This is a genomic window from Streptococcus sp. 27098_8_82 (genome assembly GCF_041431615.1).
GTDB lineage: Bacteria > Bacillota > Bacilli > Lactobacillales > Streptococcaceae > Streptococcus > Streptococcus sanguinis_K.
This window is the reverse complement of record NZ_JAPVYB010000001.1, coordinates 655,720-669,936: the sequence shown is the minus strand read 5'-3', so window position 1 is coordinate 669,936 and position 14,217 is coordinate 655,720. Positions and strand designations below refer to the sequence as shown.

The window sequence follows — 14,217 nt, the reverse complement described above, 5'->3', positions numbered from 1 at the left end:
CAAAAAATGTAACTGTTAGTTTAAATGGCCTTGTTTCAAAAGAATCAGTCAAAGACTCAGTCACCAAAAATATTAAAGACTATATTGATGTTCCAGCTAGCTATTTAGAAAAAGCGAACGTTCCTGGTCCATTCTTGGCAGGTGTTAATCAAGTTATTCCGTATGAAGCTTTCGGTGGAGACGGCATGTTGACGCGTCTCTTACTCAAATCTTCTGACAAAGCTCCTTGGTCAGACAATGGCAAAGCGAACAATCCAGCCCTCTTGCCACTTGAAGGCTTGGCGAAAGGTCAATACTTCTACGAAGTGGATTTGAACGGCAATACTACAGGTAAAGACGGACAAGCCCTTCTTGACCAACTTCGCATTAATGGCACTCATGATTACCAAGCGACTGTCAAAGTCTATGGTGCTAAAGATGGTAAACCAGATTTGACTAATCTTATCGCAACTCGCCAAGTAATAATTCGGCTGTATGGAAAAGAAATGTCTGCACAACCATATCAACAAGAACAAATGAATGTGAAACCTTCTACAACAGATTCTATGAGTACAGCTAAGGGTATGAAAGAAGTGGATCACCATACAGCTGATCTGAAGGAGAAACATCCCACTTCTAATCCGATGGCAGATATGGTGAAAAAAAATGATAAGCCTTCGTTACCAAAAACTGGTGAAGCCCAGACTTCTACAGCAACAATTGGTTTCTTCGGGCTAGCCTTGGCAGGAATTCTTGGCTTTCTAGGTTTGAAAGAAAAACAAAAAGATTAAGTAAGGTTCAAATTATTTAAAAATTACTAAAAATAGTGTTATACTAAAGCCAGTATAACACTGTTTTTATGAGGAGATTGGCAATGGGAAAGACAATTTTACTTGTTGATGATGAGATGGATATTCTGGATATCAAAAAGCGCTATCTTGTGCAGGCTGGCTACCAAGTTTTAGTGGCTCGAGATGGCGTGGAGGGATTAGATCTTTTCAGAAAGAAATCTGTTGACCTGATCATCACGGATATTATGATGCCAAATATGGACGGTTATGACTTTATCAGTGAGGTTCAGTATATAGTACCTGATCAACCTTTTCTTTTTACAACGGCTAAGACCAGCGAGCAAGACAAAATTTACGGGTTGAGCTTAGGAGCAGATGATTTTATAGCCAAACCTTTTAGTCCACGCGAGCTAGTTCTAAGAGTCAATAATATTTTGCGCCGACTTCATCGTGGAGGTGAGATCGAACAAATTGAGCTCGGTGACTTGATGATGAATCATGTGGTTCATGAGGCTCGTATCGGGGAGTGTTTTTTGGAATTAACAGTGAAGTCCTTTGAACTACTTTGGATTTTAGCTAGTAATCCTGAGAGAGTTTTTTCAAAGACGGAGCTTTACGAGAAGGTGTGGCAGGAAGACTTCGTAGATGATACCAATACACTTAATGTTCATATCCATGCTCTGAGACAGGAATTGACCAAGTATGCCAGTTCAAACACTCCTGCCATCAAAACTGTCTGGGGTCTTGGGTATAAAATGGAAAGATCACGAGGTGGAAAATGAAATTAAAAAGTTACATTCTAGTAGGGTACCTAATTTCTAGCCTACTAACGATTTTACTCGTTTTCTGGGCAGTCCAGCGAATGTTGATTGTAAAAAGCGAGATATATTTCCTAGTTGGAATGACATTGATTGCTAGTTTTATAGGAGCGGCAGTCAGTCTCTTTCTTTTATCGCCAGTATTTTCTTCCCTTCGGCATCTGAAAAAACAGGCTCAGAATATTGCTGACAAGGATTTTAGTACAGAGATTGACGCCAAGGGCCCTATTGAATTTCAAGAGTTGGGTCAGGCTTTTAACGATATGTCGTATAATTTGCAAGAAACGTTTGAGTCGCTTGATGAAAGTGAACGAGAAAAAGGAATGATGATTGCCCAGCTTTCTCACGATATAAAAACTCCCATTACCTCTATTCAGGCGACTGTGGAGGGGATTTTAGATGGAGTGATCGAAGAAGAGGAGCAGATTCATTACTTGACCACAATTAGCCGTCAGACAGAGCGTTTGAATAAATTGGTGGAAGAATTGGATGTTTTGACTCTTAATGCCCAGCCTCGAATAGAATCAGATGGAGAAGCTGAAATAGTCTTTCTAGACCAGCTATTGATTGAGGTCATGAGTGAATTTCAACTATTGATTGAGCGGGAGGAGCGGGACATCTACATTCAAGTGTCTCCCGAGTCAGCAAAAATTAAGAGTCATTACGATAAACTTTCCCGTATCTTGGTCAACTTGATAAATAATGCCTTTAAGTACTCCGACCCTGGAACTAAAATCGAGATAGTGGCTCAATTAACTGATCAAATCTTGACAATCAGTGTGAAGGATGAAGGACGGGGTATTGCTTCTGAGGATTTGGATAAGATTTTTAAACGCCTTTACCGTGTGGAAACTTCTCGTAATATGAAGACAGGTGGGCATGGTCTGGGCCTTGCTATTGCTCGTGAGTTGGCTCATCAGCTGGGTGGAGAAATAATGGTCGAAAGCCAGTGTGGCCTAGGAAGCACTTTTACATTTACTCTCAACTTACCATAAATCCACAATAAGTGATAAACATTTTTAACTCTTGATTTAGCAAAGATAAAACCAAATTCAAGTTTTTTCAAATCTTTCTCTCTATTTTTAGGGGGATTTTTATTTTATACTAGAGTCAGAAATTGATAGTGAGGTTTTTGAAATGGCAACAAGTTTTTTGTTCTTTATTTCTGTTTTTCTGGCGGGTATTCTATCTTTTTTCTCGCCCTGTATCTTACCGCTGATGCCGGTTTATGTGGGAATTTTGCTGGATTCGGATCAGCCAAAAACGGTTCGGTTTATGGGAAAAGACATTTCCTGGTATGGTCTAGCTAAGACGCTCTGCTTTATAGCTGGCTTATCAACTGTATTCTTAGTTTTAGGCTACGGAGCTGGCGCGCTAGGGCAAGTCCTCTATGCCCCTTGGTTTCGCTACGTTTTGGGCGGGATTGTCATTCTACTGGGAATCCATCAGATGGGGATCATCAATATCCAGCAGCTGCAAAAGCAAAAGAGCATCCAACTTAAAAAGAATAGTAAAAGAAGTGATTTTCTAAACGCTTTTCTCTTGGGTATCACCTTTAGCTTTGGTTGGACGCCCTGTGTGGGACCTGTTCTGAGCTCTGTTTTAGCAATTGCAGCTTCTGGAGGCAACGGCGCTCTTCAGGGAGGCTTGCTTATGTTGGTTTATACACTTGGATTAGCGCTTCCATTTCTAGCAATGGCTTTAGCTTCCGGTTGGGTAGTACAGCGCTTTGCAAAACTCAAACCTTATATGGGAACGCTTAAGAAAATCGGCGGTGCACTCATCATTCTCATGGGAATTTTGCTAATGCTTGGAAATCTAAACGCTTTAGCATCATTATTTGGATAAAAATTATATAATTAAAGGAGACACATCATGAAAAAAATCACTACACTTACAATCGCTGCACTTAGTATCTTTGTCCTAGCTGCCTGCTCTAATCAAAAGTCAGATTCTGATATGAAGAAGACGGATGACAGCAGCATGATGAAGAAAGATGACATGAAAAAAGACGACATGAAGAAAGAGGATATGAAAGACTCCAGCATGTCTGATGATAAAATGAAAAAAGATGATATGAAGGATTCTTCTATGATGTCAGACGATAAGTCTGATATGAAAGATGATATGAAATCAAGTGATTCAAGCATGAAGGATGACATGAAAGATTCATCCGAAATGTCATCTGACAAATAAGAATTCCTCCATAGGAAAGAAAGTCGTCAGTTTTGTCGGCTTTCTCCTTATTTTGAAAGGAAAGAAAACGATGAAGAAGTTATCAATATTGACTATCAGTCTGCTTTGTGTCGGCTTTTTGGGAGCCTGTTCAAATCAGAAGATGAACTCGGAAGTTTCTAAAAGTGATAAAAGCAATATGCAAACAAAAGCTGATTCTGAGCAATCTACCAAGATGGCAAAAGACTTTAGTCTGCAAGGAGTAGATGGCAAGACCTACAAGCTGTCTGATTTCAAAGGTAAGAAAGTCTATCTAAAGTTTTGGGCTTCTTGGTGCTCTATCTGTCTATCTACACTTGGTGATACTAATGATTTGGCTAAAGAGCAGTCAGGAAAAGATTATGTTGTCCTGACGGTGGTGTCTCCGACTTTTAATGGAGAAAAGTCTGCCGATGATTTCAAGGAATGGTACAAATCTTTGGACTACAAAGACTTCCCAGTTCTCATGGATACTAAGGGAGAATTGCTGAAAGAATACGGTATTCGCTCTTATCCATCTGCTCTTTTCGTAGGCAGCGACGGCTCTCTTGCCAAGACACATATTGGCTATATGAGCAAGGAAGATATTGAGAAAACACTGAAAGAAATCAAGTAAAAAGGAGCAATAAACATGGAAGGAAAATGGAAAATTCTTCTGGTTCTTCTTGGTTTGCTTGTCTGCTTTGGACTGGTCTATGTGATTGCAGGGAATGGTAAGCAATCGTCACCTGAACAGATTAAGAAAGCTTCAATGAGCAAGACAGAAGCGGTAGCCAAACAAAAGACAGAAGATGTCAAGGAAGAGGACAAGCGGGAGATTTATCTGGCTGGCGGCTGTTTCTGGGGAGTAGAAGAGTACTTTTCTCGCGTGCCAGGTGTACTTGATGCAGTATCAGGCTATGCAAATGGTAAGGGAGACACGACCAAGTATGAATTAGTCTCTCAAACTGGTCACGCTGAGACTGTTCACATTACTTACAATGCCAAGAAAATTTCGCTAAAAGAAATTCTGCTTCACTATTTCCGTATTATTGATCCAACTTCTAAAAACAAGCAGGGAAATGATCAGGGTACTCAATATCGGACAGGTGTTTATTATAAGGACGAAGCTGATCTTGAGACTATTAATCAGGTCTTTGATGAGGTTGCTAAGAAATATGATAAGCCTTTAGCTGTCGAAAAAGAAGCTCTAAAAAACTTTATCAAGGCAGAAGATTATCACCAGGATTACCTAAAAAAGAATCCTAATGGATATTGCCATATCGATGTCAATCAAGCTGCTTATCCTGTTATCGAAGCTAGTCGCTATCCTAAGCCTAGCGATGAAGAGATTAAGGCTAAGCTTTCGCCGGAAGAATACGCGGTCACACAAAAGAATGACACAGAGCGGGCTTTTTCTAACCGCTATTGGGATAAGTTCGATGCTGGTATCTATGTGGATGTGGTGACAGGAGAGCCTCTCTTTTCATCAAAGGATAAGTTTGACTCAGGCTGCGGTTGGCCCAGTTTCACACGTCCTATCAGTCCAGATGTTGCGACTTACAAAGAAGACAAGAGTTTCAATATGACACGGACAGAAGTTCGCAGTCGTGTTGGAAATTCCCATCTGGGCCATGTTTTCACAGACGGTCCTAAGGACAAAGGAGGCTTGCGCTATTGCATCAATAGTCTGTCCATTAAGTTCATTCCAAAAGCCGAGATGGAGGAGAAGGGCTACGGTTATCTTTTGGATTATGTTTAAGAGCATTTCGATCGAAAATTTGCTATAATAAATCCAGTATAAATAAGGAGTTGAATCTTGTGTATTCAATTATGATTGTAGAGGATGAGTATCTGGTAAGACAGGGGATTGCGTCCTTGGTAGACTATGAACAGTTTGGCATGCAAGTCATTGCCCAGGCTGAAAATGGAAGAGAAGCTTGGCAGAAATTTCAGGAAAATCCTGCTGATATCCTGCTGACCGATATCAACATGCCACAGATGAACGGTCTTGAACTGGCCAAGCTAGTCAGGGACCAGGCTCCTAAGTGCCATATCGTTTTTCTGACGGGCTATGATGATTTTGACTATGCTCGGACGGCTATTAAGTTAGGTGCAGATGACTATCTTCTCAAGCCATTTTCCAAGGATGATGTTGAGGAGATGTTGGCCAAGGTTCAGACTAAACTTGATAAGGAACGTAAAAAAGCTCAGATTCAAAACTTGGTCGATCAGGGACAGCGCTCTGAGTTGGAAGACGCTATTTACGCGCGTCTAGCTGATTCAGAGTTAAGTCTGAAAAGTTTGGCTTTCCAATTGGGGTTTAGTCCGTCCTACCTAAGTGTTCTTATCAAAAAAGAACTAGGCTTGCCCTTTCAAGATTATCTGATCCAAGAGCGGATGAAAAAAGCAAAACTCTTACTCTTGACTACAGATTTGAAGATTTATGAAATAGCAGAGCAGGTAGGTTTTGAAGATATGAACTATTTTTCTCAGCGCTTCAAGCAGGTGGTCGGGCTGACACCTCGACAGTTTAAAAAAGGAGAGGGGAAATGAAACGATATCCGCTTCTTATCCAGTTGATTGTCTATATTTTTCTGCTGATTCTTGTACTCTTGGGATTTGTTGGGAGCCTTTACTATCAGACTAGCTCGGGAACTATTCGGCAGCTGACAGAGCGGACGACGCGTAATAGCATGGAGCAAAGCGGACAGTTCATTGCTTCCTATTTGCAGAAATTAAAACAAACCACCTCCACACTGAGCAAGGAAGAAACGATTCGTAAATTTGCTCAGAATCAAGAAAGCAGCGAAACGTCGGTACAAGCTTTGATGAAAACCATTATTGAGACAGATCCGGATTTGGTGTCGGCAGTATTGGTTACCAAGGACGGGCGCGTGGTATCGACAGATACTCAAATCAGCATGCAGACATCCTCTGATATGATGAATGAAAAATGGTATCAGGAAGCTGTCCATACCAGAGCCATGCCTGTCTTGACTCCTGCTCGCAAGGAGTCTCTATCATCTGAGAAGGAGAAGTGGGTTGTTTCTGTCACTCAGGAAGTGGTGGATGAAGCAGGGCAGAATCTCGGTGTTCTTCGCCTGGATATTGGTTATAAGAGTCTCAAAGCCTATCTGGATCAGCTTCAGCTAGGGAAGAAAGGTTTTAGTTTTATTGTCAATAGCCAGCATGAATTTGTCTATCATCCCAAGAAAAGTGTTTATTCCTCCAGTCAGGAAATGAAAGCTATGCAGCCCTATATCTCGGTCAAGGACGGTTATGCAGACCAGAAACAGGCTTTTGTCTATCAAATTGATATCGCAGACAGCGACTGGACTTTAATTGGCGTTGCTTCATTAGAGCAATTGCAGATGCTTCAGTCACAGATGCTTTATTCATTTGTGGGAATGGGTGTTCTGGCGCTTCTGATGTGCTTAACTGGTATTTGGTTTGTCCTGCGTTTGTGGATTAAGCCTCTCCAGAATCTACAAGCAGTCATTCTGAAAATTGGGGCAGGCGACTCAAACCTGCGAGCGGAAGCTAAGGGGTCTCCAGAGTTGGTTGACTTGGCTCAGCAGTTCAATAAAATGTTGGATCAGATTGAACAACTGATGGAAGCTGTCAAGACTGAAGAACAAAATGTCCGCCTCTATGAGCTTCGAGCTCTCTCTGCTCAAATCAACCCCCATTTCCTTTATAACACCTTAGATACGATTGTCTGGATGGCTGAATTTAACGACAGCAAGCGTGTTGTTGAGGTAACAAAATCACTCGCTCAGTATTTCCGCTTGGCACTCAATCAAGGGCATGAACAGATTTCTCTCAAAGATGAGATTGACCACGTTCGTCAGTATCTTTTTATCCAGAAGCAGCGCTATGGTGACAAGCTCCAATATGAGATTGAAGAGGATGAATCTCTAGCTGATTATAAACTGCCCAAGCTGGTACTCCAGCCCTTGGTTGAAAATGCTATCTACCATGGTATCAAGGAAATTGATCGACAAGGCATGATTCGGGTGACGTCAGCAGCAGAAGAGGGGGAGCTGATACTGTCTATCTATGATAACGGCCGTGGCTTTGATGTCAATGCTTCTATGGATGCGACTCTCCCTCGCTTAGGTGGTGTTGGTCTGAGAAATGTCGATCAACGCTTGAGATTGCAGTTCGGAGACGACTACCATATGGAAATCCAGTCCGAACCAGATAAATTCACTCGGATTAGTCTTTATTTACCGCTAGTTACAGATGATTAGGTCTATTAAGTTTTAAAATATTCAAGCCGGTAGGATTTTCTCCGGCTTTTTACTGTTTGAAAAAAATGCACTAGTTTTGCTGTTCATCAAGCGAATTTTTCTCTCTTTCTACTCTCATTACGCTTGCCAGAAAATTACCGTAGCGGATTTGTGAAAAATCTATAAGATTCATTTATAATGATAAATGAATGAATATTCTAGGTAAGGAGTTAGAGGAGAGTAAATGGAGTCGCCTTTATTTTTTGTTTCAGTTTTTTTAGCTGGTATTTTGTCCTTCTTTTCCCCTTGTATTTTCCCCTTATTGCCGGTTTATATTGGCATTTTGTTGGATGACAAGGAGGTCAATACCCTGAAAGTATTCGGCCGAGAGCTTGCTTGGCAGGGTATGGTTAGGACACTTTTTTTCATTGCAGGTATCTCTACAGTCTTCTTTTTGCTAGGGTTTGGAGCTGGATTTTTAGGAACTATTATTTACAGTCCGACCTTTCGTTATGTGATGGGTGGCCTCATCATTCTGCTGGGTCTGCATCAAATGGAGCTTATTAACATTCGCCAATTACAGATTCAAAAGAGCTTGACTTTCAAAAAGAACAGCCAGAAGCATCATTTTTGGTCGGCATTCTTATTAGGAATTACCTTTAGCTTTGGTTGGACTCCCTGCATTGGACCAATCCTCAGCTCAGTCTTGGCCTTAGCCGCTTCGGGTGGGAATGGTGCATTCCAGGGAGCCATTCTGACCTTGATTTACACTTTGGGAATGGCTCTGCCTTTCTTAATCTTGGCTTTGGCATCTAGCTTTGTGATGCAGTATTTTAATAAAATCAAGCCTTATATGGGCCTGATGAAGAAAATTGGCGGAGCCCTGATTATTCTGATGGGAATTTTGCTGATGTTAGGGCAGCTTAACGCCCTGTCTGGACTTTTTGGATAAAAGGAGAAAGAAAATGAAAAAAATCGTTACGTTATTAGCAACTGTGTCAGCTGTAGCCTTTTTGGCAGCCTGCTCGGAGCAGGAGGAGAAGCCTATGACTATGCCCACAACCAGCAGCTCGTCTAGTGAAACCACTCAGACAAGTACAGTCACCCAAGCAGCTGTCGGTCAAGAGGCACCTGACTTTACTCTGCAGTCTATGGATGGAAAAACGGTTAAACTTTCTGACTATAAAGGCAAGAAAGTTTATCTAAAATTCTGGGCTTCTTGGTGTGGACCTTGTAAGAAGAGTATGCCAGAATTGGTCGAATTGGCTGGCAAAACAGATCGTGATTTTGAAATCTTGACAGTTGTAGCACCAGGTCTCCAAGGAGAGAAGTCAGTTGAGGAATTTCCAAAATGGTATCAAGAACAAGGTTATAAAGATGTACCAGTTCTATTTGATACTTCAGGAGAAATTTTCCAAGCCTATCAGATCCGCAGTATCCCGACTGAAATCCTCATTGACAGTCAAGGGAAAATCGGTAAAATCCAGTTTGGAGCTATCAGTAATGCTGATGCAGAAGCAGCTTTCAAAGAAATGAAATAAAGCAAAAAAGAATGGACTTATCATCCATTCTTTTTAGTTTGTAAGGTAATTAAGCGCTAGCACCTGAAGTTGCATCAGCTCCTCCGCCTCCGTGACCGCCATCGCCTCCAGCATCAGAAGCACCAGAAGTAGCATCTGCGTCTCCATGGCCTCCAGCAGCAGGAGCGAATGGTCCGCTGCCTCCAACCAAACGTTGACCAGTTTCTTTTAAGTACCAGTCGAGCCATGGTTGGAAATTAAAGACGATTTCATTGATACCTGCGTATGATCCGTCAGGATAGTACATAGCTTGGTAGTTGTGGGTATTGATAACGCCTGCAGGTGAACCTGGGACGATTGTACGTACGTATTCTTGATTTCCGTTGCGAAGTGTCCCGATAACCCACTCTACATTCTTCATCCGAGCTGGTGGAAGAGAGCCATGAACGGTTGACATGCGGCTACCTGATTGAGGTGGCACACGTTTGGCAAACATAGTGTCTGGGTCTTGGTGGGCGTTGTTGTAGTAGAGGAATTGGTTGTTATCGTCAGCGTATGTCAATTCAAATGGCATAGCTTTTAAGAACATATCAATTTGATTAACAGTCAAGATACCATGGTCAAGTTTGACATAAGTATCACCTGAAACAGCGCCAGTGATTGCTGCGACTTTTTCTACCCATTCTGGATCATCTGGATCAACTTCTGTAATTGTCGTAGCGATTGGCTTTCCGCAGTCTAAGTCTTCAGGTTCAATTGGTTTTGGTTTTTTCAATTTTGAAACGACCTCTACATATTTGATAAAGTTATCTAAGCATGTTTCAAGGAAATTCACAGTTCCTTCGTTGGTAATATTACCATCATTGTCAAAAGCTTCCTTGGCTTTGCCCAGTAAGAACTCATTGCCTGGGAGGGTGTAAGCATTGACGCCAGGAGCATCTAGGATTTTACGCAGGTGAACTTGAGCACGAGAAGTTCCTTGGTCGTAGTAAGAAGCACCGACAATCATGACAGGCTTGTTTTCGAAAGGATGAACCTCATAAGAGAGCCATTCTAAGACACTCTTCAAAGGAGCGCTGATAGTATGATTGTGCTCAGGAGTTGCGATGATGACACCGTCTGCACGTGTGATTTTGTTATACAAATACCGCAATTGGAAGCTTTCATCCCATTTTTCATCCTGGTTAAACATTGGGACTTCATCGATTTCTAAAACTTCCAATTCAAATTTAATTTTGAACTGACGACGGATGAATTCCAATAATTTTCGGTTATATGATTGTTCGTAGTTTGATCCTACAATTCCAACAAATTTCATTCTTTCGGTCTCCTATCTTACAATTTTTCCCAGTTAAATTCTTCAGCATCCTTGCGAAGCAATTCTTGTGCGTTGCGCAATTTTTCAGTGATTTTGACAAAGATACGGAAGTCATCAAAGATAGCATCCAATTTTTTGACAACGTCAAGATCTACCAAGTCTCCGCTTTGGTCAAAAGCTTGAAGAGAATGCGAAAGCAAAAACTCATCTGGAAGAACAGTTGCCTTGATTTCTGGAGCATTCAAAATTTGACGGAGCTGTAATTGGGCACGAGAGGAGCCAAGTGTACCATAAGAAGCACCAGTGATCATGACTGGCTTGTTCAGCAGTGGATAGATTCCGTAAGAAAGCCAAGCTAGGGCGTTCATGAGAACAGCTGGGATAGAATGGTCGTATTCAGGTGTACCAATAAGTACGCCATCCGCTGCATCGATTTTTTCGGCAATTTCTGATACCAACTCAGGGACGTTTCTGTCAGCAGGTTTATTAAACATTGGGATATCTTTAATCTCAACCAGCTCGATTTCAGCCTTATCAGCAAAGTGCTTAGACATATATTGAAGAAGTTGCCGGTTTGTAGAACGTTTAGAATTTGTTCCAACAATTGCAATAAGTTTTAACATAAAATTTCCTTTCTGAAATTAAGATACAAATCCCTCGTAAGTGCATTTATTTTTCTTTAGGCAAGTAAAACCAGAAGAAAGAGAGGGCGTTTTTAAATGGGCATTAGTTATAAAAGCTAGAGCGATAGAGGTACCGCTTAGTGTGGCAGCAAATTTATCACTTTTGAATTAAGAAGCAGGAATTATCTGCTCTAAAAGGCCTGAGCTACAGAAGAGTTGACTGTCTTGGGTGATAATCAAGGCTTCAATCCCTGCTTGCTCTTCAATCTGAGACAGAATCGATGTCGGACTTTCGCCAAATAAACGAGTTGTCCAGATTTCGCCATCTACGGACTTGTCTGAAACAATGGTCAGACTAGCTAATTGATTTTCGATAGGATAGCCTGTTTTGCGATCCAGAATGTGATGGTAGTTCTGCCCTTCAACTGTAAGGGTTCGCTCGTAGATTCCTGATGTGACCACTGACTGATTGGTGACCGCTAGTATAGCTGAGTGATTGCCGCGAGGCCGCTTGGGATTTTGGATACCAATTCGCCAGGCACGCTGGCTGACTGCATTTTGCCCAATTGTCAGGACATTGCCACCAAGATTGATAAGAGCAGAGGTCACTCCCTGACTCAGCAAATAGTCCTTAATCTTATCAGCGATATAACCTTTAGCCAAGGCACCTAAATCCAGCTTCATGCCTTTCTTAGTCAAAAAAACACTACAATTTTCTGGATTCACCTCAAGTAAGTTTGGGTCAGTCAAGCACAGAGCATGCTGAATCTCCTCCTTACTTGGGAGACGGGCGTCTGAAAATCCTATCCGCCAGGTCTGGACGAGAGGGCCAATCGTGATATTTAAGTGGCTGCCTTTTGCTAGGCTGTGATATTTTCCCAGCTCAATCAGCTCAAAAAGCTCTGGATGAACTTGGACGCTTTCAATTCCTGCCAGATGATTGATAGTCATAAGTTCTGAGTTTTCATCATTGGCACTGAAGCGATTTTTATAGAGATGAAGCAGTTGGACCGCCTCATCTAAGAGTATTTCCGCTCGCTCATGACAGAGAGATATGCAAATCGAACTCCCCATCAAATGAAGTGAGCGAGAAGCAAAGTCCACATTATCACAACCTTTCTAAAATTAACCTCTCTAACCTTATTATATCAAAAAGATACCGGTTTCACAATCTTAAAATTGTTATATTTTCAGAAAATTAACTTTCGCACAAAGCTGTATTTTCGAAGCGATGAGACAGCGGTAGTATAGCTTTTTAGGCTGTATAAGAATTTTTGAAAATCTCGAGCAAATTTCTTGTAAACGCTCACAGGAGATGATATACTGTTCTAGTAAATTATAAATTAAGGTAGGACTATTCTTATGAGTAAAATCGTTGTAGTTGGTGCAAACCACGCAGGTACAGCGTGTATTAATACAATGTTGGACAATTATGGTGCAGAAAACGAAGTAGTTATTTTTGACCAAAACTCAAACATTTCATTCTTGGCATGCGGAATGGCCCTTTGGATTGGACAGCAAATCAGCAAGCCAGATGGACTTTTTTATGCAGATAAAGAAACTTTTGAAGCAAAAGGCGCAAAAGTTTATATGAATTCACCAGTTGAGTCAATTGATTATGATGCGAAAAAAGTTACAGCTATCGTTGATGGCAAAGAGCATGTAGAGTCTTATGACAAATTGATTTTGGCAACCGGTTCTCAGCCAATTCTGCCTCCGATTAAAGGTGCTGAGATGGATCCTAACAGTCGTGAATTTAAGTCAACCTTGGAAAATCTGCAGTTTGTTAAATTGTATCAAAATGCTGCTGATGTTATCGAGAAATTGCAAGATAAGAGCAAACATATCGAACGTGTGGCAGTAGTAGGAGCTGGCTACATTGGGGTTGAGTTGGCAGAAGCCTTCAAGCGCCTAGGTAAAGAAGTGATTCTGATTGACGTTGTGGATACTTGCTTGGCAGGTTACTATGACCACGACTTGTCTGAAATGATGCGTCAAAACCTTGAAGACAATGGTGTTCAATTAGCCTTCGGCCAAACTGTTCAAGCTATTGAAGGTGAAAACAAGGTAGAACGTATTGTAACAGATAAGGCTAGCTATGATGTAGATATGGTTGTCTTGGCAGTTGGTTTCCGTCCAAACACTGGTCTTGGTGCTGGCAAGTTGGAAACATTCCGCAATGGTGCTTTCTTGGTGGATAAGAAGCAAGAAACTAGCATCAAAGATGTTTATGCAATTGGTGACTGTGCGACTGTCTACGATAATTCTATCAATGATACTAACTACATCGCCTTGGCTTCTAACGCCCTGCGCTCTGGTATTGTAGCAGCTCATAATGCTTGCGGTCATGAATTGGAGTCTAACGGTGTTCAAGGTTCTAACGGTATCGAAATCTTTGGTCTGAAGATGGTTTCAACTGGTCTGACAGAAGAAAAAGCAAAACGCTTTGGTTATAGCCCAGCTGTAGTTGAGTTTAAAGATACTCAAAAACCAACCTTCCTTGAAAAGGTTGAGCATCATGATGTTACAATTAAGATTGTCTATGATAAGGATACACGTGTAGTTCTTGGAGCTCAGATGGTTTCTAGAGAAGATATGTCTATGGGTATTCACATGTTCTCATTGGCCATTCAGGAAAAGGTTACAATTGATAAACTGGCCTTGCTGGATCTCTTCTTCCTGCCACACTTCAACAAACCATACAACTACATTACTCAAGCAGCTTTGAAAGCAAAATAAG

The 14,217-nt window shown here is 41.4% G+C and carries 15 protein-coding genes; 12 read left to right on the top strand and 3 right to left on the bottom strand.

Features of this window, described 5'->3' with window-relative positions:
* The 11 genes from O3627_RS03310 to sdbB form a co-directional block, all read left to right on the top strand.
* On the top strand, positions 1 to 770 hold a 770-nt coding region (locus O3627_RS03310), incomplete at its 5' end, for an SSURE domain-containing protein (protein ID WP_371621284.1).
* An 83-nt stretch (positions 771 to 853) separates the two neighbouring features.
* Positions 854 to 1,552, top strand: coding sequence for a response regulator transcription factor (locus tag O3627_RS03305; protein WP_011836929.1), 699 nt, complete (start codon positions 854 to 856; stop codon positions 1,550 to 1,552).
* Positions 1,549 to 2,583 carry a HAMP domain-containing sensor histidine kinase gene (locus O3627_RS03300; RefSeq protein WP_011836930.1) on the top strand — a complete coding sequence of 345 codons (1,035 nt, stop codon included), beginning with the start codon at positions 1,549 to 1,551 and terminating at the stop codon, positions 2,581 to 2,583. The genes O3627_RS03305 and O3627_RS03300 overlap by 4 nt, the downstream gene beginning before the upstream one ends.
* A 142-nt stretch (positions 2,584 to 2,725) precedes the next feature.
* Entirely contained in the window at positions 2,726 to 3,436 is a 711-nt protein-coding gene (ccdA2, locus tag O3627_RS03295; protein ID WP_125401639.1) for a thiol-disulfide oxidoreductase-associated membrane protein CcdA2, read from the top strand.
* Between the two features lie 27 nt (positions 3,437 to 3,463).
* Entirely contained in the window at positions 3,464 to 3,784 is a 321-nt protein-coding gene (locus O3627_RS03290; RefSeq protein WP_002895560.1) for a hypothetical protein, read from the top strand.
* Between the two features lie 70 nt (positions 3,785 to 3,854).
* On the top strand, positions 3,855 to 4,418 hold the full coding sequence (locus O3627_RS03285) for a redoxin family protein (protein ID WP_061591806.1): 564 nt from the start codon (positions 3,855 to 3,857) through the stop codon (positions 4,416 to 4,418).
* A 15-nt stretch (positions 4,419 to 4,433) separates the two neighbouring features.
* The gene (gene msrB / locus O3627_RS03280) at positions 4,434 to 5,543 is read left to right on the top strand and encodes a peptide-methionine (R)-S-oxide reductase MsrB (RefSeq protein WP_343091731.1); all 1,110 of its coding nucleotides are present in this window, start codon (positions 4,434 to 4,436) and stop codon (positions 5,541 to 5,543) included.
* A 59-nt stretch (positions 5,544 to 5,602) separates the two neighbouring features.
* Positions 5,603 to 6,337, top strand: a complete 735-nt coding sequence (locus O3627_RS03275) for a response regulator (protein ID WP_343091732.1) — start codon at positions 5,603 to 5,605, stop codon at positions 6,335 to 6,337.
* The gene (locus O3627_RS03270; protein WP_343091733.1) at positions 6,334 to 8,037 is read left to right on the top strand and encodes a sensor histidine kinase; all 1,704 of its coding nucleotides are present in this window, start codon (positions 6,334 to 6,336) and stop codon (positions 8,035 to 8,037) included. Before O3627_RS03275 ends, O3627_RS03270 begins: the two co-directional genes overlap by 4 nt.
* Positions 8,038 to 8,260: 223 nt before the next feature.
* The gene (gene ccdA2 / locus O3627_RS03265; RefSeq protein WP_343091734.1) at positions 8,261 to 8,968 is read left to right on the top strand and encodes a thiol-disulfide oxidoreductase-associated membrane protein CcdA2; all 708 of its coding nucleotides are present in this window, start codon (positions 8,261 to 8,263) and stop codon (positions 8,966 to 8,968) included.
* Positions 8,969 to 8,981: 13 nt separating this feature from the next.
* Complete coding sequence (sdbB, locus tag O3627_RS03260) at positions 8,982 to 9,557, top strand: thiol-disulfide oxidoreductase-associated lipoprotein SdbB (protein WP_343091735.1); 576 nt, start codon at positions 8,982 to 8,984, stop codon at positions 9,555 to 9,557.
* A gap of 49 nt (positions 9,558 to 9,606) precedes the next feature.
* On the opposite strand, the gene O3627_RS03255 is transcribed toward sdbB, so the two are convergent.
* The 3 genes from O3627_RS03255 to O3627_RS03245 all read right to left on the bottom strand — a co-directional run bounded on the left by O3627_RS03255 (position 9,607) and on the right by O3627_RS03245 (position 12,581).
* Positions 9,607 to 10,854 (bottom strand): NAD(P)H-dependent oxidoreductase, encoded by a 1,248-nt coding sequence (locus O3627_RS03255; protein WP_343091736.1) that lies wholly within the window; start codon positions 10,852 to 10,854, stop codon positions 9,607 to 9,609.
* A gap of 17 nt (positions 10,855 to 10,871) precedes the next feature.
* Entirely contained in the window at positions 10,872 to 11,477 is a 606-nt protein-coding gene (locus O3627_RS03250) for an NADPH-dependent FMN reductase (protein WP_002900396.1), read from the bottom strand.
* 168 nt (positions 11,478 to 11,645) lie between these two features.
* Positions 11,646 to 12,581 carry an FAD:protein FMN transferase gene (locus O3627_RS03245; protein WP_343091737.1) on the bottom strand — a complete coding sequence of 312 codons (936 nt, stop codon included), beginning with the start codon at positions 12,579 to 12,581 and terminating at the stop codon, positions 11,646 to 11,648.
* 258 nt (positions 12,582 to 12,839) lie between these two features.
* On the opposite strand from O3627_RS03245, the gene nox reads away from it, so the two are divergent.
* Positions 12,840 to 14,216 (top strand): H2O-forming NADH oxidase, encoded by a 1,377-nt coding sequence (gene nox / locus O3627_RS03240; RefSeq protein WP_002897609.1) that lies wholly within the window; start codon positions 12,840 to 12,842, stop codon positions 14,214 to 14,216.
* The last annotated feature ends 1 nt before the right edge of the window (position 14,217 follow it).

Coding starts and splice junctions, on each gene's coding strand:
- O3627_RS03305 (WP_011836929.1), top strand. CDS start 854: ATGGGAAAGACAATTTTACTTGTTGATGATGAGATGGATATTCTGGAT.
- O3627_RS03300 (WP_011836930.1), top strand. CDS start 1,549: ATGAAATTAAAAAGTTACATTCTAGTAGGGTACCTAATTTCTAGCCTA.
- ccdA2 (WP_125401639.1), top strand. CDS start 2,726: ATGGCAACAAGTTTTTTGTTCTTTATTTCTGTTTTTCTGGCGGGTATT.
- O3627_RS03290 (WP_002895560.1), top strand. CDS start 3,464: ATGAAAAAAATCACTACACTTACAATCGCTGCACTTAGTATCTTTGTC.
- O3627_RS03285 (WP_061591806.1), top strand. CDS start 3,855: ATGAAGAAGTTATCAATATTGACTATCAGTCTGCTTTGTGTCGGCTTT.
- msrB (WP_343091731.1), top strand. CDS start 4,434: ATGGAAGGAAAATGGAAAATTCTTCTGGTTCTTCTTGGTTTGCTTGTC.
- O3627_RS03270 (WP_343091733.1), top strand. CDS start 6,334: ATGAAACGATATCCGCTTCTTATCCAGTTGATTGTCTATATTTTTCTG.
- ccdA2 (WP_343091734.1), top strand. CDS start 8,261: ATGGAGTCGCCTTTATTTTTTGTTTCAGTTTTTTTAGCTGGTATTTTG.
- sdbB (WP_343091735.1), top strand. CDS start 8,982: ATGAAAAAAATCGTTACGTTATTAGCAACTGTGTCAGCTGTAGCCTTT.
- O3627_RS03255 (WP_343091736.1), bottom strand. CDS start 10,854: ATGAAATTTGTTGGAATTGTAGGATCAAACTACGAACAATCATATAAC.
- O3627_RS03250 (WP_002900396.1), bottom strand. CDS start 11,477: ATGTTAAAACTTATTGCAATTGTTGGAACAAATTCTAAACGTTCTACA.
- nox (WP_002897609.1), top strand. CDS start 12,840: ATGAGTAAAATCGTTGTAGTTGGTGCAAACCACGCAGGTACAGCGTGT.